Origin of the sequence: Pseudoxanthomonas sp. PXM04 (assembly GCF_014851695.1) — a bacterium.
GTDB lineage: Bacteria > Pseudomonadota > Gammaproteobacteria > Xanthomonadales > Xanthomonadaceae > Pseudoxanthomonas_A > Pseudoxanthomonas_A beigongshangi.
Window position 1 is genome coordinate 801,556 of record NZ_JACVAG010000001.1, and the last position, 26,649, is coordinate 828,204.

General features: G+C 66.7%; 25 protein-coding genes. 16 read left to right on the forward strand and 9 right to left on the reverse strand.

Annotated features, from left to right (window positions below; translation table 11 throughout):
* Positions 1–219: 219 nt before the first annotated feature.
* On the reverse strand, positions 220–3,018 hold the full coding sequence (locus IB228_RS03805; RefSeq protein ID WP_183642450.1) for a TonB-dependent receptor: 2,799 nt from the start codon (positions 3,016–3,018) through the stop codon (positions 220–222).
* A gap of 404 nt (positions 3,019–3,422) precedes the next feature.
* Here IB228_RS03805 and apbC point away from each other — a divergent pair, with 404 nt between their 5' ends.
* From apbC to IB228_RS03820, 3 genes are all read left to right on the forward strand, one after another.
* On the forward strand, positions 3,423–4,271 hold the full coding sequence (gene apbC, locus IB228_RS03810; protein ID WP_183642447.1) for an iron-sulfur cluster carrier protein ApbC: 849 nt from the start codon (positions 3,423–3,425) through the stop codon (positions 4,269–4,271).
* Between the two features lie 91 nt (positions 4,272–4,362).
* Entirely contained in the window at positions 4,363–4,929 is a 567-nt protein-coding gene (gene dcd / locus IB228_RS03815; protein WP_141453330.1) for a dCTP deaminase, read from the forward strand.
* A gap of 15 nt (positions 4,930–4,944) precedes the next feature.
* Positions 4,945–5,493 carry an RDD family protein gene (locus IB228_RS03820; RefSeq protein ID WP_192197606.1) on the forward strand — a complete coding sequence of 183 codons (549 nt, stop codon included), beginning with the start codon at positions 4,945–4,947 and terminating at the stop codon, positions 5,491–5,493.
* 9 nt (positions 5,494–5,502) lie between these two features.
* On the opposite strand, the gene IB228_RS03825 is transcribed toward IB228_RS03820, so the two are convergent.
* Together IB228_RS03825 and IB228_RS03830 are read right to left on the reverse strand one after the other, a co-directional pair.
* Positions 5,503–5,913, reverse strand: a complete 411-nt coding sequence (locus tag IB228_RS03825; RefSeq protein ID WP_192197607.1) for an HIT family protein — start codon at positions 5,911–5,913, stop codon at positions 5,503–5,505.
* A complete protein-coding gene (locus tag IB228_RS03830) occupies positions 5,910–6,587 on the reverse strand; it encodes a dienelactone hydrolase family protein (RefSeq protein ID WP_183642441.1) in 678 nt (225 codons plus the stop codon). The genes IB228_RS03825 and IB228_RS03830 overlap by 4 nt, the downstream gene beginning before the upstream one ends.
* A 162-nt stretch (positions 6,588–6,749) precedes the next feature.
* On the opposite strand from IB228_RS03830, the gene rimO reads away from it, so the two are divergent.
* Positions 6,750–8,111 (forward strand): 30S ribosomal protein S12 methylthiotransferase RimO, encoded by a 1,362-nt coding sequence (rimO, locus tag IB228_RS03835; protein WP_183642436.1) that lies wholly within the window; start codon positions 6,750–6,752, stop codon positions 8,109–8,111.
* Positions 8,112–8,173: 62 nt separating this feature from the next.
* Complete coding sequence (locus IB228_RS03840; protein ID WP_343227053.1) at positions 8,174–8,938, forward strand: DUF3025 domain-containing protein; 765 nt, start codon at positions 8,174–8,176, stop codon at positions 8,936–8,938.
* Here IB228_RS03840 and greB read toward each other — a convergent pair whose 3' ends face one another.
* The 3 genes from greB to IB228_RS03855 form a co-directional block, all read right to left on the reverse strand.
* The gene (gene greB, locus IB228_RS03845) at positions 8,939–9,442 is read right to left on the reverse strand and encodes a transcription elongation factor GreB (protein WP_192197609.1); all 504 of its coding nucleotides are present in this window, start codon (positions 9,440–9,442) and stop codon (positions 8,939–8,941) included.
* 64 nt (positions 9,443–9,506) lie between these two features.
* The gene (locus IB228_RS03850) at positions 9,507–9,998 is read right to left on the reverse strand and encodes a GNAT family N-acetyltransferase (RefSeq protein WP_225562214.1); all 492 of its coding nucleotides are present in this window, start codon (positions 9,996–9,998) and stop codon (positions 9,507–9,509) included.
* Between the two features lie 18 nt (positions 9,999–10,016).
* Positions 10,017–11,519: a helicase HerA-like domain-containing protein gene (locus IB228_RS03855; RefSeq protein WP_192197610.1), complete on the reverse strand. Its 1,503-nt coding sequence runs from the start codon at positions 11,517–11,519 to the stop codon at positions 10,017–10,019.
* A gap of 133 nt (positions 11,520–11,652) precedes the next feature.
* Between IB228_RS03855 and IB228_RS03860 the strand changes: the two genes are divergently transcribed.
* The 3 genes from IB228_RS03860 (at position 11,653) to IB228_RS03870 (ending at position 15,099) form a co-directional block, all read left to right on the forward strand.
* Positions 11,653–13,224 carry a transglycosylase SLT domain-containing protein gene (locus IB228_RS03860; RefSeq protein WP_183644716.1) on the forward strand — a complete coding sequence of 524 codons (1,572 nt, stop codon included), beginning with the start codon at positions 11,653–11,655 and terminating at the stop codon, positions 13,222–13,224.
* 47 nt (positions 13,225–13,271) lie between these two features.
* Positions 13,272–13,916: a lysoplasmalogenase gene (locus IB228_RS03865; protein WP_225562215.1), complete on the forward strand. Its 645-nt coding sequence runs from the start codon at positions 13,272–13,274 to the stop codon at positions 13,914–13,916.
* Between the two features lie 112 nt (positions 13,917–14,028).
* A complete protein-coding gene (locus IB228_RS03870; protein WP_192197612.1) occupies positions 14,029–15,099 on the forward strand; it encodes a M50 family metallopeptidase in 1,071 nt (356 codons plus the stop codon).
* A 57-nt stretch (positions 15,100–15,156) separates the two neighbouring features.
* Here IB228_RS03870 and asd read toward each other — a convergent pair whose 3' ends face one another.
* Together asd and IB228_RS03880 are read right to left on the reverse strand one after the other, a co-directional pair.
* Positions 15,157–15,999 carry an archaetidylserine decarboxylase gene (gene asd / locus IB228_RS03875; protein WP_183642414.1) on the reverse strand — a complete coding sequence of 281 codons (843 nt, stop codon included), beginning with the start codon at positions 15,997–15,999 and terminating at the stop codon, positions 15,157–15,159.
* Entirely contained in the window at positions 15,996–16,649 is a 654-nt protein-coding gene (locus IB228_RS03880; RefSeq protein WP_183642411.1) for an SCO family protein, read from the reverse strand. Before IB228_RS03880 ends, asd begins: the two co-directional genes overlap by 4 nt.
* Positions 16,650–16,775: 126 nt before the next feature.
* On the opposite strand from IB228_RS03880, the gene prmB reads away from it, so the two are divergent.
* The 7 genes from prmB to IB228_RS03915 all read left to right on the forward strand — a co-directional run bounded on the left by prmB (position 16,776) and on the right by IB228_RS03915 (position 24,440).
* Positions 16,776–17,705, forward strand: coding sequence for a 50S ribosomal protein L3 N(5)-glutamine methyltransferase (gene prmB, locus IB228_RS03885; protein WP_192197613.1), 930 nt, complete (start codon positions 16,776–16,778; stop codon positions 17,703–17,705).
* A gap of 113 nt (positions 17,706–17,818) precedes the next feature.
* Entirely contained in the window at positions 17,819–18,922 is a 1,104-nt protein-coding gene (gene aroC, locus IB228_RS03890; protein WP_192197614.1) for a chorismate synthase, read from the forward strand.
* Positions 18,915–19,949 carry a D-glycerate dehydrogenase gene (locus tag IB228_RS03895; RefSeq protein WP_192197615.1) on the forward strand — a complete coding sequence of 345 codons (1,035 nt, stop codon included), beginning with the start codon at positions 18,915–18,917 and terminating at the stop codon, positions 19,947–19,949. Before aroC ends, IB228_RS03895 begins: the two co-directional genes overlap by 8 nt.
* Positions 19,950–20,049: 100 nt before the next feature.
* On the forward strand, positions 20,050–21,075 hold the full coding sequence (locus IB228_RS03900; protein WP_183642397.1) for an aspartate-semialdehyde dehydrogenase: 1,026 nt from the start codon (positions 20,050–20,052) through the stop codon (positions 21,073–21,075).
* A 41-nt stretch (positions 21,076–21,116) separates the two neighbouring features.
* On the forward strand, positions 21,117–22,826 hold the full coding sequence (locus IB228_RS03905; protein ID WP_225562216.1) for a FimV/HubP family polar landmark protein: 1,710 nt from the start codon (positions 21,117–21,119) through the stop codon (positions 22,824–22,826).
* 25 nt (positions 22,827–22,851) lie between these two features.
* Positions 22,852–23,640, forward strand: coding sequence for a tRNA pseudouridine(38-40) synthase TruA (truA, locus tag IB228_RS03910; RefSeq protein WP_183642391.1), 789 nt, complete (start codon positions 22,852–22,854; stop codon positions 23,638–23,640).
* Between the two features lie 158 nt (positions 23,641–23,798).
* The gene (locus tag IB228_RS03915) at positions 23,799–24,440 is read left to right on the forward strand and encodes a phosphoribosylanthranilate isomerase (protein ID WP_183642388.1); all 642 of its coding nucleotides are present in this window, start codon (positions 23,799–23,801) and stop codon (positions 24,438–24,440) included.
* Here the strand turns inward: IB228_RS03915 and IB228_RS03920 are convergent.
* Positions 24,437–25,330, reverse strand: a complete 894-nt coding sequence (locus IB228_RS03920) for a LysR family transcriptional regulator (RefSeq protein WP_192197616.1) — start codon at positions 25,328–25,330, stop codon at positions 24,437–24,439. The two genes, IB228_RS03915 and IB228_RS03920, sit on opposite strands and share 4 nt — an antisense overlap.
* Before the next feature lie 101 nt (positions 25,331–25,431).
* On the opposite strand from IB228_RS03920, the gene trpB reads away from it, so the two are divergent.
* Complete coding sequence (gene trpB, locus IB228_RS03925) at positions 25,432–26,649, forward strand: tryptophan synthase subunit beta (RefSeq protein ID WP_192197617.1); 1,218 nt, start codon at positions 25,432–25,434, stop codon at positions 26,647–26,649.

Consider the following 26,649-nt stretch of genomic DNA (forward strand, 5'->3'; position numbering starts at 1 on the left):
GGAACGGATTGCAAAAGGTGCGGCCCTTCGCGCTGTTCCCTCAGCCAGACCACAGAGTTCCCCGACATTCCTGGGGGGCGGCGAACTTAACACGCATTTAACTGCCACTGTAACGTTTGTTACGTTTTGTGAAGGCGAGTGGACAGGCTTGGTTAAGCAGTCGCCAAAAAGAAAGCCCGGCTTGCGCCGGGCTTTCGGTATTGCAGTGCTTCGATCCGATCAGTTGAACTTGTAGCTGAAATTGACGAAGACCTCGCGTCCGATCGGGCTGAAAGCTCGCCAGAAGAACGGATAGGTGTTGAAGGTATCGTCACGCGGAGCCAACTTGTCGAAAAGGTTGTTCACCGCAATACCAACCGTCGCTTTTTCCGTGATCTTCTTCTGCACGGTGGCGTTCCAGATGATGTACGGCGCGATACGACCCGTTTCGGCCCAGTTCGGCAGCGAGCCCCAACGGTAGCCGTTCAGGTTTGCCGCCCAATCGTTGCGCTCCCAGTTGACTTCCCAGTTCGCGCGACTGCGGAAATTGAAGAATTGCTTGTGATCGCGCAGGTTGCGGATTCCGCTGCCGGGGAACTGCTCGTCTTCCAGCTTCAGGACGTGCGTCCAGCCCACGCCGAAGTTGAAGTCGCCCCAGCGGTCGGTATCCCAGTGGTAGCGCCAGCGCGCATCGATACCCGTGGTCCGGAGCATCGACTGGTTGAACGGGAACGAAGAGTACGAATCGATTTCGTCATCGTTGATCTCGTCAACGCCCGTGCGGGTCACCAGTCCGGTGAAGAACGCGCAATCGGCCGAGTTCGGGTCGACCGCATTGCCGTCGCGATCGGTGCCGAGGAGGCAGGCCGCTTCTTCGCGCAGCAGGTAGCTGGGGTTGATGTCCTGGACCTGGCCTTCCAGCTTGATGCGGTAAGCATCCATGCTGATCGACATGCTGTCGCTGATGTCCCAGACGAAACCAACGGTCGCCGACTCGCCTTCTTCCTCTTGCAGATCACGCGAGCCCTGGCGAGTGCCGAAGACGCTGTAGGTGTACGCGCTGCCACCGCACGGATTCGGCGAGCCTGCAGGCGGGTTGGGGTCAAGTCCATCACGACGACAGCGATACTCATCCAGCACCGACACGAAGAAGCCGGACTCTTCTGCGAATACGTAGTGCATGTCGGGCGCGCGGAAGCTGGTTGCGTAGTTGCCACGCAGCAGCAGGCTATCGATGGGACGGTATTCCAGGCCTGCGGACCAGGTGAAGGCGCCATCAACGTTGGTGACGTCATCGTACTTGTCGTAGCGTCCCGCCAGGTTCACCTTGAACGTGTCCACGATCGGAATGCTAATCTCGATGCCTAGCGCATAGCGATCACGCTCGCCACCACCACCAGTGCCGGTGAGGTTGTAGATAGGTTCCGGGCCGGTGTAATTAGGCGAGATACGCGGATCGTTGGTCAGATCGTACTTCTGTCTCGCGCCTTCAAGTGTTGCAGCGAAGCTCATCGCACCTGCGGGGAGCTCGAACAGGTCGCCAGACAAGATCAAGGAGCCCTGCGTGACTTCAGATTCCGCATCGGTCTTTACTTTGGTGATCATCGAGCGGTACGCGTCGGCTCCCAGCGGCGAGAAATATCGGTCGATATTGAACGACACCACTGGATAGGCCCCGAAGTAGGGATCCAGCTGACCGGTAGCGGGCCCCATGAAGTACTCGTTGATCTTGTTTTCAAGGAAGCGCGGCTGGCTGACTTTCAAATCATAGCGCGAATGTGAGATGACAGCTTCCCAGTCAAACCGCCCATTGAAGATCGTGCCACGAAGTCCCGTGCTCAGATCGAACGAGCGTTCCTTGATGCGCGTCTGCTGAGCACCCAGGCCACCCAGTTCGCTGGGAGTGAAGATACGCTGCGAGTCGACGATCGTGTCCATGTTCACGTCGTACACCAGTCCGGATTGCCAGAACTGGGTGGCGGAGGCAATCTTTGCATCAGCGCTGGCGACACTGAGCTGGGCGAATGCCTGCATGCCACCGTCGAAGTCATAGGTTCCGTACAGGTAACCCGTCATGTTCTCGTCGGAATTGCGAATCTGCTGGGTGGCGGGGTAGCCGAAATAACCGCAGGTTCCGCGTGCTTCGAGCTCGAACTCGCTAAAGCGGGCACAGGTGGAGGCTGCATCTTCGCCATCTGGATAGATGTACGAGTTGAGTCCGGTTCCGATCAGGCGGTCACGCAGACGAAGGCCGATGGTCGCCACGGCATCGGCGGGATCAACCGACGGATCATCCCGATAGGAGTCCATGAAGCTTCGTTGGGAAGCAAAAATCTCTTCGCGGGTCAGGTATTCGAGGGCATAGGTTATGCTCCATGCGTCGCCCGTCTTGCCCCCGACCCATTGCAGGCGTCCGCTGTCACCGCCACCGCGGCTGGTGGTACCCCCACGGATGGTGAGCAAATCGCCTTCGTAGTTGGACTTCATGATGATGTTGACGACGCCGGCAACCGCGTCGGAACCGTAAATGGCCGAGGCACCGCCCGAGAGCACTTCGATGCGCTCGATCGCAGCGGCCGGGATGTTGGCAAGGTTTACCGCGTTTGACTGGCTGTTGTAGGGCAGCGGATAGTCGGCCACGCGACGACCGTTCACCAGGATCAGCTGATAACCCGGTCCCAGACCACGCAGGTTCAGAAAGCTGGCGTTGGGGGTGAAGCCGTTCTGGTTGAGCTCGTTCTGCACTGAGCCGGTGAACTGGGTCAGCGTGTTCAGCGCATCATAGATGGTCGAGAATCCTTGCTTCTCGATGTCATCCGCCGTAATGACGGTCACCGGCGTCGGGCCTTCGATTTCCGCACGCTTGATGCGTGAACCGGTCACCGTGACCTTGTCGAGCGTGGACGGTCCCTGCTGAGCTTCGGCCTGCTGCCCGGTGGCTGCGTCCTGGGCGACCGCCGCAATAGGCAGCACCAGCGCTGCGATGAGGGCGGCACACAGATGATTGCGCTTCAATGCGCGCGAATTGCGAACTGACATGTGGTGAATCCCCTTTGTTCGATGGACGTCGCCCCCCGGCCAATCCGTCGGCCTGCAACGTCAAATGTGAAATCCTTGTTACGAAACTTAACATGACAATAACGCTAGGCGTGATTTGAGTCTCGTTAGGAGGGGAATATTTCTCAATTTGTGATTTATGTCACAAAAAAATGAAATGTAATAGGGCGACGCAACAAGCTTTAATAATCAAATTTATTAAAAATCAATAATTTATGAGAAGATCAAAAGTCCTCTAGGCGTCGCATGGAAGTGCTTTCCAGCCGACTCCGCGAATGCAGCGGTTTCTGGGCAAGGACTAAAATCCTCAATCCCGGTGGCCTTGGCTGCCAGCTCCGACGAAGCGTGGTTGACCGCGCTGCCGAAGACTTCCCACGCAGAACCCAATGACCCCCCAAACCGTCGTCCCCCATGCCGTCCAGGGCACCCTGAGCCCTTCCCCCCGCGTCAAGAACGTCATCGCCGTCGGTTCCGGCAAGGGCGGGGTGGGCAAGTCCACCACCGCGGTCAACCTGGCGTTGGCGCTTCATGCCGACGGAGCCCGGGTGGGGCTGCTGGACGCCGACGTCTACGGCCCCAGCATCCCGGCCATGCTCGGTTTGTCGGGGCGGCCCGACAGCCCGGACAACAAGTCCATCGAACCGATGCGGGCGTTCGGCGTGGAGGCGATGTCGATTGGCCTGCTCGTGGATCAGGACACGCCGATGATCTGGCGCGGCCCGATGGCGACTTCGGCGCTGATGCAGTTGTTCACCGACACCCTGTGGGGTGATCTGGACTACCTGCTGATCGATCTGCCGCCGGGTACGGGCGACATCCAGTTGACCCTGGCCCAGAAGATTCCGGTGGCGGGCGCGGTGGTGGTCACCACCCCGCAGGACATCGCCACCCTGGATGCGCGCAAGGCACTGAAGATGTTTGAAAAGGTCGAGGTCGCGGTGCTGGGCATCGTCGAGAACATGGCGGTGCATACCTGTTCCAGTTGCGGCCACGTCGAGCACCTGTTCGGCGAGGGGGGCGGCCAGCGGATGGCGGCGCAGTACGGTGTGCCGCTGTTGGGATCGCTGCCGCTGGACATCGCGATCCGGGAGCAGGGCGATGCCGGCCGGCCGGTGGTCGTGGCCGCGCCGGATTCGGCCGCCGCGCAGGCCTACCGGCAGGCGGCGCGAGCGCTGGTGGCGCAACTGGAATCCCGGCCACGGGCCAAGCCTTCGATTCTTTCCTCGCTGGTCTGACCCGGCCTCGTCCCGGCCCGCTCGGGCGAGGGGCCGGGCTGCCCTACAATGGCGGCCCCGTCCGCACCCGTCTCCGCAACAGGAACCCTGCATGAGCATCAAGAGTGACCGTTGGATCCGCCGCATGTCCGAGCAGCACGGCATGATCGAGCCGTACGAGCCGGGACAGGTGAAGCAGGTCAACGGCGAGCGCATCGTCAGCTACGGCACCTCCAGCTACGGCTACGACGTGCGCTGCTCGCGCGAGTTCAAGGTGTTCACCAACATCAACTCGACGATCGTCGATCCGAAGCACTTCGATCCCGGCAGCTTCGTCGACATCGAATCCGACGTCTGCATCATCCCGCCGAATTCGTTCGCGCTGGCCCGCACGGTCGAGTACTTCCGCATCCCGCGCGACACCCTGGTGGTGTGCCTGGGCAAGAGCACGTACGCGCGCTGCGGAATCATCGTCAACGTGACCCCGCTGGAACCGGAGTGGGAAGGGCACGTCACCCTGGAGTTCAGCAACACCACGCCGCTGCCGGCGCGCATCTACGCCAACGAGGGCGTGGCGCAGATGCTGTTCTTCCAGTCCGACGAAGTCTGCGAAACCTCGTACAAGGATCGCGGCGGCAAGTACCAGGGCCAGACCGGGGTGACGCTGCCGCGGACCTGAACGTGGCGCAGGTACATGGACGCCAATCCGTATACGCCACCCGTCACGGCACTCGTCGAAAATGACGAGGGCCACGAAGTGGTCCTGGCCGCGCGTTGGCGCCGATTGGTGGCTTGCATTATCGATACATTGCTGCAGGCGGCGTTGTGGATCGGGGCGGGTCATGGCCTGCAATCGCTGACAGGCTGGCAATTGAGCGCGGAACAGCCTGCGCGTGTCCCGACGACAACGCTGGAGTATTGGCTGGAGCCTTTCATCACCGCCGGCCACCCGCTCGACTACCTGCTTGGTTTCGCGGCGTTCCTGGTGTTGCAGGGGTGGTTGCTGGCCAGGAGGCAGCAGACCATCGGCAAGCTGATGCTGGGTGTGCGCATCACCGATGCATCGGGCCAGCCCGCCGGCCTGCGACGCATCCTGCTGGCGCGTGAGCTGCCATGGTGGCTGTTGGCGTTGGTGCCGTTTGGCACACTCCTTGTCGCGCTAGAGCCCCTCTTCATTTTCCGCCGCGACCGGCGTTGCCTGCACGATCTGTTGGCCGGAACACGCGTGGTTGCCGCGCGCTGAACACGGCCGCTAGGCGATCAGACGCCGACGCCAGCGCGCCACCTCGGTCGCCAGTTCGGCTTCGGAAAAACGCTCGGCTTGGCCATGTCCCCACACGGGGCCCGGCCAGGCCGGATCGCCTTCGTGGCGTCCCACCAGGTGGATGTGCAACTGGCGCACGATGTTGCCGAGCGCGCCGATATTGAGCTTCTGCACCCCTGGAACCGCACGGATCAATCCGCCCGCCTGGTTGATCTCCGCGAGCAGCAGGCGTTGCTGGCCGCCATCCAGATCCAGCCATTCGCTCACGTTGTCCACCCGCGGCACCAGGACCAGCCAGGAATAACGACGGTCGTTCATCAGTCGCACCTGCGACAGCGGGCCGTCGGCGATGAACAGGCTGTCGCGGGCCAGGCGGGAATCCAGTTCGAAGCCGCTCACCCGATCTGCTCCGCGAGGAATGCCAGGCTGCGCGAAAGTGCCAGGTCCGCGCTTGGCGCGTCGTGGATGTCGGGACTGGCGTCGCGGTTGAAGGCATGGCCGGCCGGATAGGTGAAAACGGGCAGGCCGGGCAAGCGGTCGCGATGAAGTTGCACGGCTTCCGGTGGAATCGACGCGTCCTGTTCGCCGAAATGGAACATCACCGGCGCAGGCAACGTCGAACCGGATGGCATTTCCTCCAGGAACAGGCGGTTGCGGGAGCCGTAATAGCTCACGCCCGGCAGGCCCAGCCGAAGCGCGGACAGGAAGGCGACCGTGCCGCCCCAGCAGTAGCCGACGGTGCCGACTTTTCCAGCCCAGGCCAGCGCGGCAGCGGCGGCGGATACCACGTCGAGCGCGGCGTCGAATCCCAGCTTGCCGATGAGCTCGCGGCCGCGATCGTGGGCGGACGGGTCGTAGGGCAGTTCGACACCCGGCTCGACCAGATCGAAGAACGCCGGCGCCAGGGTCGCGTAGCCGGCCTCGGCGTAGCGTTCGGCGACGCTGCGGATGTGCGCGTTGGCGCCGAAGATTTCCTGGATGATCACCAGGCCGCCACGGGGCGCACCCGCCGGTTTGGCCTGCCAGGCCGCCACCGGGCCGCGCGCGGTTTCGAGGGTGATCCATTCGCCCATGGGGGAGAGTCCTGCATTGCCAGCGAGGCGCGCATTGTCGCCCATCCGTCCGGACCGGCGGGTGACGGTCGCCGGATTCAGGCGCCGCGAAGGGGCGGCCGGGGCGAGGCGCTATAATCCGCGCCCCGTCGGCGTGCCGCCGTTTTCTCCGTTTCCGTCTCCATGTCCCTGCAGAACCCCAAGGTGGGTTTCGTCAGCCTCGGCTGTCCGAAAGCCCTGGTCGACTCCGAACGCATCCTCACCCAGTTGCGCGTGGAGGGTTACGACATCGTGCCCACCTACCAGGCGGCCGACGTGGTGGTGGTCAACACCTGCGGCTTCATCGACGCGGCGGTGACCGAATCGCTGGACGCGATCGGCGAGGCGCTGGCGGAAAACGGCAAGGTCATCGTCACCGGTTGCCTGGGCAAGCGCCCGGAGCAGATCCGCGAGGCGCACCCCGACGTGCTGGCGATCAGCGGCCCGCAGGACTACCAGAGCGTGATGGAGGCGGTGCACGCGGCGCTGCCGCCCCGGCACGACCCGTTCCTGGACCTGGTGCCGGACTACGGCCTGAAGCTGACCCCGCGGCACTACGCCTATCTGAAGATTTCCGAGGGCTGCAATCACCGCTGCAGCTTCTGCATCATCCCGTCGATGCGCGGCGACCTGGTCTCGCGGCCGGTCGACGAGGTGCTGCGCGAGGCCGAACGCCTGGTTCGCGGCGGGGTGAAGGAACTGCTGGTGGTGTCGCAGGACACCTCCGCCTACGGTGTCGATCTGAAGTACGCCGAGCGCGAATGGGGCGGCAAGACCTACGCCACCCGCATGAAGGCGTTGTGCGAAGGACTGTCGGAACTCGGTGCGTGGACGCGCCTGCATTACGTCTATCCGTATCCGCATGTCGACGACGTCATCCCGCTGATGGCCGAGGGCAAGGTGCTGCCGTACCTGGACATTCCGTTCCAGCACGCCAGTCCGCGCATCCTCAAGCTGATGAAGCGCCCGGGTGCGGTCGACAAGACCCTGGAACGTGTGCAGCGCTGGCGGGCGATGTGTCCGGAGCTGACCCTGCGTTCGACCTTCATCGTCGGCTTCCCCGGCGAGACCGAGGCCGAATTCGAGGCGCTGCTGGATTTCCTCGACGAGGCGCAACTGGATCGGGTGGGCGCGTTCGCCTATTCGCCGGTGGAAGGCGCGGCCGCCAACGCGTTGCCGGATCCGGTGCCGGAGGAGGTGAAGCAGGAGCGCCTGGCCCGCTTCATGGAACGGCAGGCGGCGATTTCCGCCGCGCGCCTGGAAGCCAAGATCGGCAGCGTGCAGCGTTGCCTGGTGGACCTGCTGGAAGACGGTATCGCGGTGGCGCGTTCCTCGGCGGACGCGCCGGAGATCGACGGCCTGGTGCACATCCAGAACGGCGAGGAGTTCGGGCTCAAGCCGGGCCAGTTCGTCGACGTGGAAATCACCGACAGCGACGAGCACGATCTGTTCGGCGATGCGATCGCCCAGCCGGCCGCCGGACCGATCGACCTCAAGGTGCTGTGAACGCAGCGGCGCCTGCCGCGGTTGCGGAGCGGCGCCGCTTCGTGGCCCCGGTGCGTGGCGACGTGCTGGCCGCCACCTTCACGCATCCGCTGTTCGACGATCTGGCGGCTTGTCGCGATCTGCTGCTTGCGGCCGAGTGGCCCGGCATCGACCTGCTCAACACGCGCTTGCCGCTGCCCGGACGGCATTTCATCGCCCAGGACGAGGCGCTGCTGGCCGATGGCCTGCATTACGAGGTACGCGTTGCGCAGGGACGCATCGCCACGCGTCCGGACAATTGGCACGATCTGTTCAATGCCCTGGTCTGGGCGCGTCATCCCGCGCTCAAGGCAGCGCTCAATGCGCGCCAGTGCCTGCATGTAGCGGACCGCGACGACGGCCAGCGCAACCGCGCGCAACAGGCGCTGACCCAGTTCGATGAAAGCGGCGTGATCGTGCGGGTGCGCGAGGCATCGCTGCTCGATGCCTGGGATCGCCACGACTGGTCCGGGTTGTTCCGGGGGCATGCCGACAGCTGGCGCCGGGGCGACATCGCCGTCATCGCGGTGATCGGGCATGCCTTGCTGGAACAGGCGCTGCTGCCGGGACGTCGACTGGTCGGCAAGTGCGTGGTGGTGGCGCGGGACGCGACGGTGGAAACGGACCTGGCGCGTGTCGTGGCGGCGATCCGGAACGGCGAAGTCCTGGAAGATCCGAGGGAACTGCGGCCATTGCCGCTGGCCGGCATCCCCGGCTGGCATCCGCAACAGGATGCCGGTTTCTACGCGGACGCAGACTATTTCCGTCCGTTGCGCGAAGGCCGCGCTTATCCGCCGCCGCTGGTCTGATCAGGCGCCATAACTGACGTCCACCACCGCGAATCGGGCCAGGCCGCCGGGCAGCTCCACCGGGAATTCGTCGTCAATGCGCTTCTTCAGCATGGCCCGCGCCAGCGGTGAGTCGATGCTGATCCAGCCACGCGGCGCGTCGGTTTCGTCGGGACCGACGATGCGGTAGCGCGAGGTCTCTCCGCTGGCGACGTTCTCCACCTCCACCCAGGCGCCGAAGAACACCGCTTCCGGATCCGAGGGCGCGCCCTCGACCACCCGCAGGGCTTCCAGCCGCTTGCTGAGATAGCGCACCCGGCGATCGATCTCGCCCAGTTGTTTCTTGCGGTAGGTGTACTCGGCGTTCTCCGAGCGATCGCCTTCGGCGGCGGCGGCGGCCAGCGCCTTGACCACTTCCGGACGCCGGGCGCGCCACAGACCGTCCAGTTCCGCCTTCAGCCGGTCGTGGCCTTCGCGGGTGATCAGGGCGGTGCTCTTTTCGGCAGGGGGACGCCAGCGGGACATGCGGGTGGGAAAGCCTTGCGGAGGAACGTGGGGAACAGGGTAGATCAGGGCGGGGACGGCGGAATCAAGCGCGGGCCACGTTCTTCTCGTAGCGCCACACTTCCAGATCGAAGACGCCGTCCGGCGTGTCCAGGCGGTTGATCATGTTGCCCATCCGCGCCCAGCCCTGGCGGGCGTAGAAGCGCGCCGCGCGCTCGTTGCCGATGGCGCAGGCCAGCCATGCCCGCGTGACCTCGGTATCGGCGAGGCGGATTTCCGCATCCGCCAGCAACACGGCCGCGGCGCCCGTGCCGCGCGCGGCGGCGCTCACGTACAACTGGTACATCTCATCGCCCTGGATCATGGCGAAGCCCAGCGGCTGGCCGATGGCGCCGAGCGTGCGCACCGCCGGCAATCCGTCCGCGAGGCGCCGGGCGAAGCTCGCAAGGGTGCGATGGCGGGCCAGCTCCAGCGGCAGGATCGCGGCGTGCGCGTCCTGCCAGCCGTCATGCCACAGGCGCGCCAGCGCGTCGATCTCGGTGGCGTCGGCCCGCCTCGCCTGCATGGCCAAGGACATGTCGTCGCGGCGTCGTGATCAGCGACGGCCGCCGAAGATGCTGCCCAGGATGCCGCGCACGATCTGGTTGCCCAGCTTGGTCCCGATGGTGCGGGTGGTCTGCTTGGCCATGGTCTCGATCATGCCCTGGCGACGCTTGGTGCCGAACACCGCGTCCTTGACCGCCTGGCCGAAACCGCCGGCGTCGGGATCGTCCTTCTCGGCCTTGGCGGCCGGTGCATTCGCGGTCTGCATGGCCGCGTCGGCGCGCTTGGCCAGCATCTCAGACGCGGACTCGCGATCAATGCGGGTGTCGTACTTGGCGCCGACCGGGCTGCCGGCGCGCACCTGCGCCCGCTCGCTTTCGTTGATGGCGCCCATCCGGCAGCGCGGGGGCGAGATCAGGGTCTGCTGCACGGGCGAGGGCACGCCCTTGTCCTGCAGGGTCGAGACCAGCGCTTCGCCGGTCCCCAGGCGCGATATCGCCTCGGCCACGTCCAGCTTGGGATTGGGCACGAAGGTCTGCGCCGCGGTCTTGACCGCCTTCTGGTCGCGCGGGGTGAACGCGCGCAGCGCGTGCTGCACGCGGTTGCCGAGCTGGCCGAGGATGTTGTCCGGCACGTCGTCGGGGAACTGCGAGCAGAAATACACGCCGACGCCCTTGGAGCGGATCAGGCGCACGACCTGCTCGATGCGCTGCTTCAGCGCGGGCGGGGCGTCGTCGAACAGCAGGTGCGCCTCGTCGAACACGAACACCAGCTTGGGTTTGTCCAGATCACCGACTTCCGGCAGGGTTTCGAACAGTTCCGACAACAGCCACAGCAGGAAGCTGGAATACAGGCGCGGCTTGAGGATCAGCTGATCCGCGGCCAGGATGTTGACCACGCCGCGGCCATCGGTCTGGGTACGCATCAGGTCCGCCAGTTCCAGCGCCGGCTCGCCGAAGAACATCTCACCGCCTTCCTGCTCCAGCCGCAGCAGGGCGCGCTGGATGGCGCCGACCGACTGCGTGCTGACCAAACCATAGCTGGTGGAGATGTCCTTGCGTTCGTCGGCGACCAGGCCGAGCAGGGCACGCAGGTCTTCCAGGTCCAGCAGCAGCAGGCCGCGGTCGTCGGCCAGCTTGAACACGATGTCCAGCACGCCGGATTGGGTGTCGTTGAGCTCCAGGATGCGCGAGAGCAGGGTGGGGCCCATTTCGCTGACCGTGGTGCGCACCGGATGGCCGAGCTTTCCGTACAGATCCCAGAACACCACCGGGCTTGCGCCGGGGGCGTAGTCGGCGATGCCGATGTCGCGGGCGCGCTGGAGCACCTTCTCGTTGCCGTCGCCGGCCACCGCGAGCCCGGCGACATCGCCCTTCACGTCGGCCAGGAACACCGGCACGCCCAGCCGCGAGAAACCTTCGGCCAGGGTCATCAGGGTGACGGTCTTGCCGGTGCCGGTGGCCCCGGCCACCAGGCCGTGGCGGTTGCCGAACTTCGGCTGCAGGGTGACGGGGATGTCGTCGGTGGTGCCTTTGCCCAACAGGATCGGATCCATGAGTGCCTCGCGGTCTGGTCGGGTGATTCTAGCGATCCGGCATGTCTGCGGGCGTAATGTCGTGACGTATTCGGCTTGCCCCCGGATCCGGGCGCCGCTACCCTGCCGCGACCGTTTTCGATTGCGCGTGCTGATGTCCCTGCCGAAGTCCTTGCTGCGTCCCTGGCCCCTGCTGGCCGTTTTCCTGCCCCTCCTGGCGCTGGCCCCGGCCGCGCATGCCCAGCGGGTCTCGGCCAAGGACAAGGCCGCCATCGAAGTGCTGAACGCGCGCATGGCCGCGGCCGAGAAGCGCTACCGCGACGGGTTGGTGCTGGTGACCAACAACGACCCCAAGGGCACCGCCGAAACCGATGCCGCGCTGGAGGACATGGAGGACGTGCTGGATGCCTGCATCAAGCAGCGCGGCTGCCAGACCCACACCCTGCTGACCACCTACAAGCGCCTGCTCAAGGAAGCGTCCGACGGCGGTGGCGCGGAGGAAGAGGAAACCACGGTCGATCCGCTCGACGATGGCAGCGATCATTCCGCGGTGGCACAGGCCATCCCGGAAGCCCAGCGCGCCGCGTCGCTGCTGAACGACCAGCGCCACGCCTTCGACAAGATGGTCGAGTACAACCCGGCGGTGCAGGCGGGCATCCGCCGCTGGCTGACCGACATGCGCAGCGCGCTGATCACCAGCTACGAGAACTACCAGAACATGCGCGCGGAGATGTACCCGGACTGGGAGCGCAGCAAGCTGCCGGAAGCGCTGCTGTTCGGCATAATGGCCAAGGAATCCAACGGCCGCGTGCACGCGACCTCGCGCGCCGGCGCGGCCGGCCCGCTGCAGTTCATGTACGCGACCGGCAAGCGCTTCGGCCTGGGCCCGGACGGGACCGGCTTCGACACCCGCTACGACCCGGCGTTCGCCGGCGAGGCCAGCGCCGCCTACATGAACGAGCGCATGCGCGAACTCAACAACAACATCGAGTTCGCGCTGGCCGCCTACAACGGCGGCGAGGGCCGTGCCGGGCGCGTCTACCGGCAGTACCCGGGCCGCAGCTTCTGGGACGAGGTGGTCTACAGCCAGTTCCCCGGCGAGACCCGCGACTACGTGCCGATGGTGATCGCGGCGGCGTGGCTGTTCCTGCATCCCAAGCAGTACGGACTGGAATTCCCCAAGGTCGACGTGCACCCGGCGTCGCTGAAGCTGGCGCGCGACAGCTCGATCTACGAACTGACCATCTGCCTGGGCAACGGCGGCACCCGCGAGGGCTTCATGCGCGCGCTGCGCAACCTCAACCCGCGCTACGAGGCCGAGGCATGGATTCCGGCCGGCACGATGCTCAAGGCCAACACCCGCATCGTCAGCCTGTACAACCGCCATTGTGTCAGCGGCCCGCGCGCCGACCTGGCCCGCACGCTGGTGCGCGCCGACGTCAACGCCGCCATCAAGCGCACCGCCCTGACCGGTACGGTCGCGGTCGGCGACGTGACCCCGGTGGCCGGCGTGCCGACCACGGTCGCTTCAGGCGAACCCAAGCCCGCCGAACCCAAGGCGAAGCAGGCGCGCGAGTACCGGATCGCCAAGGGCGATACGCTGGGCCGGATCTCGCAGCGTTACCAGTGCGATCTGAAGAAGCTGGCCCGTGCCAATGGCCTGAAGGGACCAGCCTACAGCGTGCGGCCGGGCCAGTCGATCCAGCTGGAAAGTTGCAGGAAATGATCTGAAGTACCGGAGGGCGGGGAACGATGCAAAGGAATGCAATCTGGTTGTCCGCCATTGCCGTCAGCGCGGCGTTTGCCATCGTCGGCGCCGAGTCGGATGGCCTGCGTGTCCTGCACTACCTGTTCAAGCCACTGACCACGCTGCTGGTCGCGGCCATGGTGTGGCGGACCGCCGCGAACGAACACGGTTATCGGCGCGCGGTGCTGGCGGGACTGCTGCTGTCGCTGCTGGGCGATGTGTTCCTGATGCTGCCGGGAGATTGGTTCGCCTTCGGACTGGGCAGTTTCCTGCTGGCGCACCTGTGCTACCTGCGGGCGTTCCGGTTGCGCGGCGAGTGGTTCCGTCCCATTTGGCCCGTGCTCGCGTATGGCGTGATCGCCGCGACCGTCCTGGCGTACCTGTGGCCGCATCTGCCGGCGGAACTGAAGATTCCCGTGGTCGTCTATGTGGTGGCGCTGGCGGGCATGGCGGCGCAGGCGGCATGCATCTGGCGGCAGCGTCCGGACGGGGCCGCGCTCCTGGCCACGGCGGGCGGCGCCTGCTTCGTGCTCTCCGACGCCTTGCTGGCGATCGACCGCTTCGCGATGGCGATTCCCCTGGCGAGCGTATGGGTGCTGCTGGGCTATTGGGCGGCGCAGTGGCTGATTGGCGCGTCCGTGATGCCTGTTACCGACACGTCACGCAACTGAACCGGGGAATGGGATGGGGAAGGGGGATACGGGGGATACGGGGGAAAGAAGCCAGGAAATTCCTGCGGCTGCGGCGTGGTTGCTGCGTGGCGGGACCGTCCTGGCATGGTGCTTGTCGCTCGCAGGCTTCCTCGGCGCCATGGCGATTGCAGAGAGCGCCACCCGGAACTGGTTCCTGCCCGAAGTAGGCCTTGCGCTCTGTACCGTCGTCACTTGCTGGTTCCTGGCGGTCCTGATTCACGAGTCGGGACATGCGCTGGCCGCGCATCTGAAGGGCATGCGCGTCATGCGCATGCAGGCGGGCATTCTGGACGTCATCTTCCTGCGGCGTGGGTTCCGCTGGCGAATCGCCAGGCCGCCCGGTGGCCTGCACGGATATGTCCAGGCCTATCCCGATCCCGCGGAGGCGATTCGTCCAGCCATGCTGTGCATGATCGTGGGCGGGCCGTTGGCAAATCTCGCCGCCGCGATCCTGGCTGTCTTGTTGACCCGATGCGCAGAAGTGGAGCGGGAAGGATTGGTCCATGCCTTCGCCTTGATCAACGGCGTGGTGGGCATCACCAATCTCATGCCGATGGCGCGGGGTTGGGCAAGCGACGGCCTGCTGCTCTATCTGTGGGGACGCCGTTCCCCCGATGAACAATCTTCGTTGCTGGCCCATTTGAGGCTGATGTCGCTTTCCGTATTCGGGACAACTTCCGATCGGTTGCCGGAGCAACTGGTCGACGATCTGGACGCGCAAGGAAGCACGGCGTCGCTCATCGCCTTGTGGATACGCATGAAGGCGTCCCAGAATCTGGGGAACTGGAAGGCAGTAGAAGCACTGGACGACCAGCTGGAGCAGATTCTGTCCGGCATGCCAGGAAAGGAGCAACGGGAAAACAAACCGCTACTCGTACTGCTCAGACTGGAACTGGCGTTCTCCCGGGCCATGCATGAACAGCGGGCCGCTCCGCTCGGAAACCTGGTATTCGGAAAGGGCGTTGATTGGCTCGTGCCGCATCTACGCCATCGTCATGCGGCGCTGGCATCCATGCTGGCGGGGGAGTGGTCAGCTGCGGAAGCTGCCCTGCTGCGCGTGAGGCGTCATGCCGAAGCCTCCCAGGACCGTGCGTTGGCCGAAAGCGAGAACAGGATTTCCCGGCATATCCGCGCACTCGGACCCACATTCCCGAGCGGCTAACGGGCAGCGCGCGGCACCCGTCCCCCCGGTTGATTGCCTCGTCCAGGCGCGGGGAAATCAGCTCCGTCTTGCCAGCGCCTGCCCCAATCGCACCGGCGATTCGGCATGCAGTTCCGGTGACAGTTCCGCCACGCCGGGTGGAAGCAGGACGATCACGGTCGAGCCGTAGTTGAACCGGGCCATCTCCTCGAAGCGGTCCAGGGTGATGCCCTGGCCGCGATAGTCCTTGCGGGTGACGCGATCCCCGTAGGCGGGAATCTCCACGCCGCTCCAGACCGTCTCCACGCCCGACACCAGCAGCGCGCCGACCATCACCGAGACCATCGGGCCGAAGTCGGTATCGAAGTGGCAGACCAGGCGCTCGTTGCGCGCGAACAGGCCCGGTACGCTGGCGACCGCGTCGGTACCGACGCTGAAAAGGCGGCCGGGCACGTGCACGGTTTCACGCAACGTGCCGCGCCAGGGCATGTGCACCCGGTGGTAGTCGCGCGGCGACAGGTACACGGTGGCGTACAGGCCGTCGCGGAACGGTTCGGCGTCGGTGGCATCGCCCAGCAGCTCGGAGGCGGTGAACGACTGGCCCTTGGCCTGGAAGATGCGGCCGTCCTGGATCGGCCCGCACTGGCTGATGTGGCCATCGGCCGGCATCAGCAATGCGCGTGGATCCGGGGCTGCGACGCGCGCGCCCGGCTTTAGGGCGCGGGTGAAGAAGGCGTTGAAGCTTGGATAGGCACGCGCGTCGGGTTCGGCGGCTTCGGACAGATCCACGCCGAAGCGGCGCACCACCGCGTCGATCAGCCATTGCTTGATGGCCGGCGAAGTGGAGTAGGCCAGCTTGCGCGCCAGCGAAGACAGCAGGCGATGCGGCAGGACGTAGGTGAGCGCGGTGACCGGACTCATCGCGCGGCGGCCTCGGTCAGCGCCTTCATGTCGGTGGCGATTGCGTCCGGCCGGAAAGGCGGGCGGATCAGGCCGGCCAGGCGACCCTGCGGATCCAGCACCGCGATGGCCGAGGAATGATCCATCGAATAGTCGTTGGGATTCTGCTCGAAGCCCTTGCCCGGCACCTTCATGAAGACGAAGCCCAGCGATTTGGCGAAGTTCTCCAGGGTCGGCGCGTCGGCGGTCGCCGCCAGCGTGTCCGGATGGAAGGCGTGCGCGTACTCGCCGACCTTGTTGGGGGTGTCGCGCTCCGGATCCACCGACACGAACAGCACCCGCGGGCGCGTGGAATCGGGCAGGGCACGCCACTGGTTCTGCGACTGGGCCAATTCGGCCAGGGTGGTCGGGCAGACGTCGGGGCAGAACGTGAAGCCGAGGAACACCAGGGTCCAATGGCCCTTCAGTTCGCCGGAGGCCAATTGCGTACCATCGGACTGGCGCAGCGAGAATTCGGGCAGCGGGCGCGCCTGCGGGAACATCGTCACCGCCTGCGTGGCCGGCCATGCCTGGGCGGGGCGGGCGGGACCGAAGAACTTCTGCGCGGCCAGCAGGCCCAGGCCGGCGGCCAGCGCCAGCAGCAGGATGATCCCGAACTTCTTGTTGAACATGGCGGGTCTCGCGGAAGGGCCGGCGTGGCCGCGGTTTCGGGGCTTGCCGGCGGACCCGACATGATACCGGCGCAGCGCCTATAATCGGGAACCGGACCCCACCGGCCATTTCCCCGCCTTTACGCCATGACTGCCGACGCAGCCGCAGAACTGCACACCCTCATCGACCTGATCCGTTACGGCGCCAGCCGTTTCAACGAGGCCGGCCTGACCTTCGGCCACAGCTACGACAACGCCCTCGATGAGGCGACCCACCTGGTGCTGCACACGCTGCATCTGCCGCCGGATCTGGGCCCGGCCTATGGCCAGGCGCGGGTCACCAGTGCCGAGAAGGCGGAAATCCTGGCGCTGTTCAAGCGCCGCGTGGAGGAACGCGTGCCGGTCGCCTACCTGACCGGCGAGGCCTGGTTCGCCGGCCTGAGCTTCAAGAGCGACGCGCGCGCGCTGGTGCCGCGCTCGCCGATCGCCGAATTGATCGAATCCGGTTTCGAGCCCTGGCTGGGCGGACGCGAGGTCAACCATGCGCTGGACCTGTGCACCGGTTCCGGCTGCATCGCCATCGCCATGGGCCACTACAACCCCGACTGGCAGGTCGACGGCGTCGACATAAGCGACGACGCGCTGGCGCTGGCAACCGAGAACAAGGCGCGCCTGCATGCGGACAATGTGCAACTGGTGAAGTCGGATCTGTTCGCCGGCCTCGGCGGTCGCCACTACGACCTGATCGTCACCAATCCGCCCTATGTCACCAACGACGAGACCGACGCGCTGCCGAAGGAATATTCCTTCGAGCCGGAACTCGGCCTGCGCGCCGGAGACGACGGCCTGGATCTGGTGTTGAAGATCCTGCGCGACGCACCACTGCACCTGAGCCAGGAAGGCCTGCTGATCTGCGAGGTCGGCGAATCAGAGCACGCGCTTGTGAAGCTGCTGCCGGACGTCGAATTCGCCTGGATCGAATTCAAGGTCGGGCAGATGGGTATCTTCGCGGTCGAATGCGCGGAACTGATCCGGCACAACAAGCACATCCGTGCGCTGGCGGACGCGCGAAAATGAAAACCCTTTCCGATGGCCGCGCGCCATCCCGAAGGTAACGCCGGGCCTGCTCGGCGAGCACGTCCGGTTTGCCGGAACAGCGGAGCGAGCTCCGCTCTACATGAGACATCGCCTTGAGCAGCAACAGTTTCGGAAAACTCCTCACCGTCACCACGTTCGGCGAATCGCATGGACCGGCGATCGGCTGCGTGCTCGACGGCTGTCCGCCGGGGCTGGCGATCGCGCCGGAGGAATTCCGCCATGACCTGGAGCGCCGTGCGACCGGCAAGAGCCGACACACCTCGGCGCGGCGCGAGGCCGACGACGTGGAAATCCTCAGCGGCGTCTACGAGGGCCTGACCACCGGCACGCCGATCGCGCTGCTCATCCGCAATACCGATCAGCGCAGCAAGGACTACGCCAACATCGCCAGCCAGTTCCGTCCCGGCCATGCCGACTATGCCTATTGGCAGAAGTACGGCATCCGGGATCCGCGCGGCGGCGGGCGTTCCTCGGCGCGCGAAACGACCATGCGCGTCGCTGCCGGTGTCATCGCCAAGAAGTGGCTGGCGCAGCGCCATGGCGTGACGGTGCGCGGCTATCTGTCGCAACTGGGACCGATCACGCCGGAAGGCTTCGACTGGAGCGTGGTCGAGGACAACCCGTTCTTCTGGCCGCATGCGGCGCAGATGCCCGAACTGGAAAGCTACATGGACGCGCTGCGCAAGTCCGGCGATTCGATCGGCGCGCGCGTGAACGTGGTCGCCGACGGCGTGCCGCCGGGCTGGGGCGAACCCATCTACGGCAAGCTCGACGGGGATCTGGCCGCCGCGCTGATGAGCATCAACGCGGTCAAGGGCGTGGAAATCGGCGACGGCTTCGCGGCGGTCACCCAGAAGGGCACCGAGCACCGCGATGAGATGACTCCGCAAGGCTTCCTCTCCAACCACGCCGGCGGCATCCTCGGCGGCATCTCGACCGGCCAGCAGGTCACCGCCTCGATCGTGCTCAAGCCCACCTCCAGCCTGCGCCTGCCCGGCCGCACGGTGAATGTGGACGGCCAGCCGGTGGACGTGATCACCACCGGTCGCCACGATCCCTGCGTGGGCATCCGCGCCACGCCGATCGCCGAGGCGATGATGGCGCTGGTGCTGATGGACCACGCTTTGCGCCACCGCGCCCAGTGCGGCGACGTGGGCGAAGTGCCACCCCGGGTGCCGGGACGCGCCGATGGCTGAATCCCGCCGCCGCGTCTGGGTCTCGCAGCCGCTGTTCGATGACGTCATCGAACGGCTGGGCGAGTACTTCGACGTGCACGGGACCGCCGAGGTTCAGGCGTACACGGCCGCACAGATCGCCGCGCACCTGCGCGAGGCGGACGGCGCCGTGGTCACCCTCAACGAACGCATCGGCGCGGCCGAGATCGCGGAGGCGCCGCGGCTGAAGGCCGTCGCCAACGTTGGCGTCGGCTACAACAATCTCGACATTCCCGCGCTGGACGCGGCCGGCATCCTGGCGACCAACACACCGGACGTATTGACCGAGACCACCGCCGATTTCGGTTTCGCCCTGCTGATGGCGACCGCCCGCCGCATCACCGAGGCCGAGCGCTGGCTGCGCGAGGGCCAATGGCGGCAATGGTCGTTCAGCAGCATGCTCGGCGTGGATCTGCACGGCAGTACGCTGGGCATCCTCGGCATGGGCCGGATCGGGCAGGGCATCGCCCGCCGCGCGGCGGGTTTCGGCATGCGCGTGCACTACCACAACCGCCATCGCGTCGATGCCGCGATCGAGCGAGAGTGCCGCGCCGAGTACGTCGATTTCGACACACTGCTGACCGGCTCAGATCATCTCGTGCTGGTGCTGCCGTATTCGCCGGCCGTCCACCATCTGATCGACGCGGCCGCGCTGGCGAAGATGAAGCCGACCGCGACGCTGGTGAACATCGCCCGCGGCGGCCTGGTCGACGAGTTGGCGCTGGCGCAGGCGTTGTCGCAGGGCTGCCTGGCCGCGGCCGGGCTGGACGTCTACGAGGGCGAGCCGGAGGTTCGCCCGGAACTGCTCGCGCTGCGCAACGTGGTGCTGACGCCCCACATCGCCAGCGCGAGCCTGGCGACGCGGCGTGCGATGGTCGGCCTGGCGGTGGACAATCTCATCGCCGCGCTGGGCGAAGGCCCGGACGCCGGTCGTCCCGCCACCCCGGTCAATCCGGGCGTGCTGGCGATCGCCGGCGGCAACCGCAAAACCACCGCGATTAAACGATAGGGAGCCTCTGGCCTTCCCGGAGGTTCCCCGAACACAGCCCCCCATTGCTGTCCGCTGTCTTCCGCATCCCTATCTTCATCACTTTCGCGAATCCCATTCCATGAGCAATCAGAACCGCAGTTTCAACGTCGCCGTCGTGGGCGCCACCGGTGCCGTCGGCGAAACCATGCTGTCCATCCTCGCCGAGCGCGATTTCCCCGTCGGCAAGCTGGTGGCGCTGGCTTCCGAGCGTTCGGCCGGCGGCGAGGTCGAGTTCAACGGCCAGAAGATCACCATCCAGGATCTGGCCACGTTCGATCCAGCCGGCATCGACATCGCCCTGTTCTCCGCCGGTGGCGGCGTGTCCAAGGAATACGCGCCGAAGTTCGCCGCCGCGGGCGCGGTGGTGATCGACAACTCCTCGGCCTTCCGCTACGACGACGACGTGCCGCTGGTGGTCAGCGAGGTCAACCCGGAACAGGTGCAGAACCGTCCGCGCGGCATCATCGCCAATCCCAACTGCTCGACCATGCAGATGCTGGTCGCGCTGGCGCCGATCCACCGCAAGGCCGGCATCGAGCGCATCAACGTGGCGACCTACCAATCGGTGTCCGGCGGTGGCCGTTCGGCGCTGGAGGAACTGGGCCGCCAGACCGGCGCGCTGCTGAACTTCCAGGATCCGGATCCGCAGCGCTTCCCGGTCCAGATCGCCTTCAACCTGATTCCGCACATCGACGAATTCCTCGACAACGGCTTCACCAAGGAGGAAATGAAGCTCGTCTGGGAGACCCGCAAGATCCTCGGCGACGACAGCATCCAGGTGAATCCGACCGCGGTGCGGGTGCCGGTGTTCTACGGCCACTCCGAGGCGGTCAACGTCGAGACCAGGGTCAAGCTGAGCGCCGCGGAAGCCCGTGCGCTGCTGGAGAACGCCCCGGGCGTGGAAGTGGTGGACGACCGCGCGCCCGGCGGCTATCCGACCCCGGTCACGCACGCCTCCGGCACCGATCCGGTCTATGTCGGCCGCATCCGCGAGGACCTGTCGCATCCGCGCGGCCTGAACCTGTGGATCGTCGCGGACAACATCCGCAAGGGCGCGGCCCTGAACGCCGTGCAGCTGGCGGAACTGGTGGCGAAAAACGGTTGAACCGTTATAGTCGGCGCCATTGTGGCAAAGGGGACGGCTTGATGCCGAGGGCGGGATACCGATGGCGAGGCCTGGCCGCGCTGGCGCTGCTGTTGATCAGCAGCTCGGCGCTGGCACTGGGGCTGGGCGAGATCCGGGTGAAATCAGCGCCCGGACAGCCGTTGCTGGCCGAGATCCCGATCATTTCCACCGAACCCGGCGAGCTGGAGCAATTGCGCGCCCAGCTCGCTTCCCCGACCACCTTCGAGCGGGTCGGCCTGCCCAGGCCGACCGGCCTGGTCGGCAATCTCGATTTCGCGGTGGCGCTGGACGAGGCCGGTCGCCCGGTGATCCGGGTCACCACGCAGGAGCCGGTCACCGTGCCGGTGCTCAACTTCCTGGTCGAAGTGGACTGGGGCCAGGGCCGGCTGGTGCGCGAGTACTCGGCGATGGTCGACTCGCCAGGCGCGGTCGCGGCCGCCGCCCAGCCGGTCATCGACGCCCCGCAGGCCGCGCCGGAGGATGCCATCGTGCGTCCGGCCGAACCGCCGGTCGCGGCGGTCGAGCCCGCACCGCCCGTCGACGCGCCGCCGGCGCCGGCACCGACCACCGCGGCTCCCGGCGGGGCAACCGCGGCGGTGCCGCCGGCACCGGCCGCACAGGCGGGCGATCACCTGACCGTCGCACGCGGCCAGACCCTGTCGGCGATCGCGCGCGACATCGGCGGCGGAAGCAGCCTGGACCAGACCATGATCGCCCTGCTGCGGGCGAATCCCGAGGCGTTCATCGGCGGCAACATCAACCGTCTGAAACAGGGCGCGGTGTTGCGCATTCCGGCCTCGGAGGAAGTCGCCAGGCTGGGGCAGACCGAGGCCGCGGCGCTGGTGCGCAACCAGATCGACGAATGGCGGCAGGCGCGCCGGCCGATTCCGCAACCGGCGGCGATCGCGGCGAACACGGCATCACCGCCGGCCGAAGCGCCGTCGCGCACGGCGGAAGCCCGCCTGGAAATCGCGCCGCCGCTGGCGGGCGCGGCGGCACGGGCGGGAACACAATCCGGCGTTGAAGCCGGTGGCGAGGGCGACATGCTGGCGAACGAACAACTGCAACAGAGCAAGGAAGACCTGGCCGCCCGCGAATCCGAAGTGCAGGAACTGCGCGCGCAGGTCGCCGAGCTGGAAAAGCTCAAGCAGCAGCAGGACAAGCTGATCGCGATGAAGGACAGCGATCTGGCCGCCGCCCAGCAACGGCTGGCGCAGTCCAACGACCCGTCGCAGGGCGCATCGCAGGGAACACCTCTGTGGGCGTGGATTGGCTGGGCGCTGCTGATCGTCGGCGCGTTGGCCTGGTTGATCAGCAGCCGTCGCCAGCGCACATCGCCGCCGAAGCCCGCCTCGCGCAAACCGTTGTTCGAAGCACCGGTGGCGACGGCAGCGCCGGCGGTCCCGGAGCAGGCGGAAGAAGCACCGGCACCCGAGGCGCCGCGCGAACCCGCACCGGCCGTGGCACCGGCGATCCCGGTCACGCCGGCCGCGCCGGTCAAACCGAATTCGCCGACCTGGCACTCCGGCGGCGAACCGGCGGCGGATCCGGTCGCCCGCGTGGCGCCGTTGAATCCGGCTCCGGCCGGCCGCGAACGACTGGAACTGGCAGTCGCGTACCTGGATCTGGGCGACACCGTCACCGCGCGCGATCTGCTGAACGAAGTGGCCGCCGGCAAAGACGAAACGGCGCGTCAGGAAGCCCTGCAACTGCTGCGCGATCTGGGTTGATGCGGGCACGGGCAAGGAGTCGCTGATGCGGTACGCGCTGGGCGTCGAATACGACGGCAGCGGTTTCCAGGGCTGGCAGCGCCTGAGCAAGTCCGGTACGCCGGACGAGACCAGCGTGCAGTCGGTGCTGGAAAACGCACTCTCGCGGGTGGCCAACGCGCAGGTCGACACGATCTGCGCGGGGCGTACCGACGCGGGCGTGCATGCGCAGTGCCAGGTCGTCCACTTCGACAGCGATGCGCCGCGCGATCCCCGCAGCTGGGTGCTGGGTGCCACCGCCAATCTTCCGCCCGCGGTGTGCGTGCGCTGGTGCCAGCCGATGCCGGACGACTTCAATGCGCGCTTTTCCGCGCGGGCGCGCCGCTACCGTTATCGCCTGGTCAACCGCATCGTCCGCCCCGCGCTGGAACGGCACATGCTGAGCTGGGAGCGGATGCCGCTGGATGCGGACGCGATGCACCGCGCCGCGCAGGCGCTGCTCGGCGAGAACGATTTCAACGCGTTCCGGACCGTGCATTGCCAGTCGCCGCACGCATTCCGCGACCTGCAGGCGATTTCGGTGCGGCGCGAAGGCGAACAGGTCCGGGTCGACGTGCAGGCCAACGCGTTCCTGCACCACATGGTGCGCAACATCGTCGGTTCGCTGCTGGTGGTCGGGCGCGGCGAGAAACCGGAAAGCTGGATCGCGGAGCTGCTCGCCGGTCGCGACCGCACCGTGGCCGGGCCGACCGCGCCGCCCGACGGCCTGGTGTTCGTCAGTCCGCTGTATCCGTCGCATTGGCGATTGCCGCCCGAAGTGACCCTGCCGGATTGACCCGCGGCCCACGCACCTGGCCGTCACGCGCCGGCGCTTGCGTGGAGGGTAGGGTGGCGCGGATGCTCTTCCCGATTCCCGATTCCCGATTCCCGATTCCCGATTCCCGATTCCCGATTCCCGATTCCCGATTCCCGATTCCCGATTCCCGATTCCTCATGCCCACCCGCATCAAATTCTGTGGACTGACCCGAGCCGAGGACGTGCGCGCCGCGGTGGAACTGGGCGTGGACTACGTCGGCCTGGTGTTCGCGCCGCGCAGCCCGCGCCGATTGCTGATCGGGCAGGCGCGCATGCTGCGCGAACTGGTGCCCGAGGAAATCGCGGTGGTGGCGTTGATGATGGACAACAGCGCCGATGACGTGGAAGGCGTGATTGAGCACGTACGTCCGGATCTGCTGCAGTTCCATGGTGGCGAAGAGGATGCGTTCTGCGCCGGCTTCGCCGTGCCGTTCCTGAAAGCCATCGCGATGGGCGGTGCCAGCGAGAGCGCCTTCACCGCGATCGCGCGTTATCCCTCCGCGCATGGCTTCCTGTTCGACGGCCACGCCGCGGGCGAGCAGGGCGGCAGCGGCAAGCGTTTCGACTGGAAGCAAATGCCGCAGGCGACCGAACGGCCGTATCTGCTGGCCGGCGGCCTGTCCGTGGACAACGTGGCCGTCGCGGTCCGCACCGCGCACCCCTGGGGCGTGGATGTATCCAGCGGTATCGAATCCGCGCCCGGGGTGAAGGATGCGGAGAAGATGCGCCAGTTCGTCGATGCGGTCCGCTACGCCGATCAGCGCGCGCAGCCGATCTAGTTCGGGACCGGAGCCATTGCGTCGGCGCCGAGTTCCCGTTCGAGCCAGTCGCCCAGCCGCTCCACCCGCGGATCCAACGGGCCACGCCGGGTGGCGAGAATCCAGGCACCGCCGGTCGCGCTGAATCCCCAGGGAGCGAGCAGGCGGCCGGCCGCCAGATCCGCGGCCACCAGCGGCTCGGGGGCGATCGCCACGCCCATCCCGGCAAGCGCGGCTTCCAGCAGGTAGTAGAGGTGCTCGAATCCGCTGCCGTAACGCAGGCGGTCGGGATCGATGCCGTGCTGGGCGGCCCAGACCGGCCAGGCCTGCGGGCGCGATGCAGTATGCAGCAGCGGCTCTTCCAGCAGGCGGCGGGGATCGTGACTGGCGGGATGACGCGGGCTCACCACCGGGCCGATCCGCTCCGGCGCCAGCTCGCGGACCTGCCAGCCGGACGGCCATGGCGGCTCGGCCAGCAGCAGGGCGGCGTCCAGTCCGGTCAGTTCCGTGTCGAAGCCGTCTTCCTGCGCGGCCAGGTGCAGGGTCAGGCCGGGCAGGTCCCGGCCGAGCCGTTCCATGCGGGGAATCATCCAGCGCGCGAGCAGGCTGCCCGGACAGCCCAGCACCAGCGCCGACGGCGTATCGCGGCGCAGCCGGGCGGTGGCGTCCTGCAACCGGGCGAAGGCGGCCGCGGCGGCTTCCTGCAACTGCCGGCCCGCCGGGGTGAGCCGCAGCCCACGTCCTTCGCGGGAGAACAGCACCAGTCCCAGCTCCGCTTCCAGCAACCGGATCTGGCGGCTGACAGCGCCATGGGTGACATGCAGTTCCCGCGCGGCCTGGCTGACGCCGCCCAGCCGGGCCGCGGCCTCGAAGGCGCGCAGGGCGTTGAGCGAAGGCAGGCGGGCGGTCATGACATGTGAGTTTATCTCACGAATCATGCAGAAATCATCGATTCTTGCTGGGGGATGTGTGCGTTATGCTCGGCATCCGCCCATTCGCGCCGCCGCTGTCCATGTCCGAATCCCGCCCCGCCGACTTCCACGCCTTCCCAGACGCCCGCGGCCATTTCGGCCGGTTCGGCGGCCGCTTCGTCGCCGAGACCCTGATCGGCCCGTTGCAGGAACTGGCGGCGGCGTACGACCAGGCCCGCCAGGATCCGGCGTTCCTGGCCGCCTTCGATCACGACCTGAAGCACTACGTCGGCCGTCCCAGCCCGATCTATGAAGCCACCCGGCTGTCGCGCGAAGTCGGCGGCGCGCGCATCCTGCTCAAGCGCGAGGACCTGAACCACACCGGCGCGCACAAGATCAACAACACCATCGGCCAGGCCCTGCTGGCCAGCCGGATGGGCAAGCCGCGCATCATCGCCGAGACCGGCGCCGGCCAGCACGGCGTGGCCAGTGCCACCGTGGCCGCCCGGCTGGGCCTGGAATGCGTGGTCTACATGGGCGCCACCGATATCGAACGCCAGAAGATCAACGTCTACCGGATGAAGCTGCTGGGCGCGACCGTGGTGCCGGTGACGTCCGGCTCGGCGACCCTGAAGGATGCCTTGAACGAAGCGATGCGCGACTGGGTGACCAACGTGCACGACACCTTCTACATCATCGGTACCGTGGCCGGCCCGGATCCGTATCCGCGCATGGTCCGCGACTTCAACGCCGTGGTCGGGCGCGAGGCACGCGCGCAGATGCTGGAGGACTACGGCCGGCTGCCCGACGTGATCACCGCTTGCGTCGGTGGCGGCAGCAACGCCATCGGCCTGTTCCACGCCTTCCTCAACGATGCGGACGTGAAGATCGTCGGTGCCGAGGCGGCCGGCGACGGCATCGACAGCGGCCGTCACGCCGCTTCGATTGCCGCTGGCCGGCCCGGCGTGCTGCACGGCAACCGCACCTACGTGCTGTGCGACGACGACGGCCAAATCATCGAGACCCATTCGGTTTCCGCCGGGCTCGACTACCCGGGCGTCGGCCCGGAACACGCTTTCCTGGCCGACACCGGCCGTGCGCAGTATGTCGGCGTGACCGACGAAGAGGCGCTGGCCGCCTTCCACCAACTGGCCCGCACCGAGGGTATCCTTGCGGCGCTCGAGTCCAGCCACGCCGTGGCCCAGGCCATCAAGCTCGCCCGGGATCTGCCGCGCGACGCCCTGGTCCTGTGCAACCTGTCCGGACGGGGCGACAAGGACGTGCATACCATCGCCGCGCGCGAGAACCTCCATTTCTAA

What these genes read in the sequence shown, in the direction of transcription:
- IB228_RS03820 (WP_192197606.1), top strand. Translation starts at nt 4,945, where the DNA reads ATGGACGCCAATCCGTATACGCCACCCGTCACGGCACTCGTCGAAAAT.
- IB228_RS03900 (WP_183642397.1), top strand. Translation starts at nt 20,050, where the DNA reads ATGAGCAATCAGAACCGCAGTTTCAACGTCGCCGTCGTGGGCGCCACC.
- IB228_RS03860 (WP_183644716.1), top strand. Translation starts at nt 11,653, where the DNA reads ATGTCCCTGCCGAAGTCCTTGCTGCGTCCCTGGCCCCTGCTGGCCGTT.
- IB228_RS03830 (WP_183642441.1), bottom strand. Translation starts at nt 6,587, where the DNA reads ATGGGCGAATGGATCACCCTCGAAACCGCGCGCGGCCCGGTGGCGGCC.
- truA (WP_183642391.1), top strand. Translation starts at nt 22,852, where the DNA reads ATGCGGTACGCGCTGGGCGTCGAATACGACGGCAGCGGTTTCCAGGGC.
- IB228_RS03905 (WP_225562216.1), top strand. Translation starts at nt 21,117, where the DNA reads ATGCCGAGGGCGGGATACCGATGGCGAGGCCTGGCCGCGCTGGCGCTG.
- greB (WP_192197609.1), bottom strand. Translation starts at nt 9,442, where the DNA reads ATGTCCCGCTGGCGTCCCCCTGCCGAAAAGAGCACCGCCCTGATCACC.
- IB228_RS03855 (WP_192197610.1), bottom strand. Translation starts at nt 11,519, where the DNA reads ATGGATCCGATCCTGTTGGGCAAAGGCACCACCGACGACATCCCCGTC.
- IB228_RS03895 (WP_192197615.1), top strand. Translation starts at nt 18,915, where the DNA reads ATGGCTGAATCCCGCCGCCGCGTCTGGGTCTCGCAGCCGCTGTTCGAT.
- IB228_RS03805 (WP_183642450.1), bottom strand. Translation starts at nt 3,018, where the DNA reads ATGTCAGTTCGCAATTCGCGCGCATTGAAGCGCAATCATCTGTGTGCC.
- IB228_RS03850 (WP_225562214.1), bottom strand. Translation starts at nt 9,998, where the DNA reads ATGTCCTTGGCCATGCAGGCGAGGCGGGCCGACGCCACCGAGATCGAC.
- rimO (WP_183642436.1), top strand. Translation starts at nt 6,750, where the DNA reads ATGTCCCTGCAGAACCCCAAGGTGGGTTTCGTCAGCCTCGGCTGTCCG.
- prmB (WP_192197613.1), top strand. Translation starts at nt 16,776, where the DNA reads ATGACTGCCGACGCAGCCGCAGAACTGCACACCCTCATCGACCTGATC.
- asd (WP_183642414.1), bottom strand. Translation starts at nt 15,999, where the DNA reads ATGAGTCCGGTCACCGCGCTCACCTACGTCCTGCCGCATCGCCTGCTG.
- trpB (WP_192197617.1), top strand. Translation starts at nt 25,432, where the DNA reads ATGTCCGAATCCCGCCCCGCCGACTTCCACGCCTTCCCAGACGCCCGC.
- apbC (WP_183642447.1), top strand. Translation starts at nt 3,423, where the DNA reads ATGACCCCCCAAACCGTCGTCCCCCATGCCGTCCAGGGCACCCTGAGC.
- dcd (WP_141453330.1), top strand. Translation starts at nt 4,363, where the DNA reads ATGAGCATCAAGAGTGACCGTTGGATCCGCCGCATGTCCGAGCAGCAC.
- IB228_RS03920 (WP_192197616.1), bottom strand. Translation starts at nt 25,330, where the DNA reads ATGACCGCCCGCCTGCCTTCGCTCAACGCCCTGCGCGCCTTCGAGGCC.
- IB228_RS03880 (WP_183642411.1), bottom strand. Translation starts at nt 16,649, where the DNA reads ATGTTCAACAAGAAGTTCGGGATCATCCTGCTGCTGGCGCTGGCCGCC.
- IB228_RS03915 (WP_183642388.1), top strand. Translation starts at nt 23,799, where the DNA reads ATGCCCACCCGCATCAAATTCTGTGGACTGACCCGAGCCGAGGACGTG.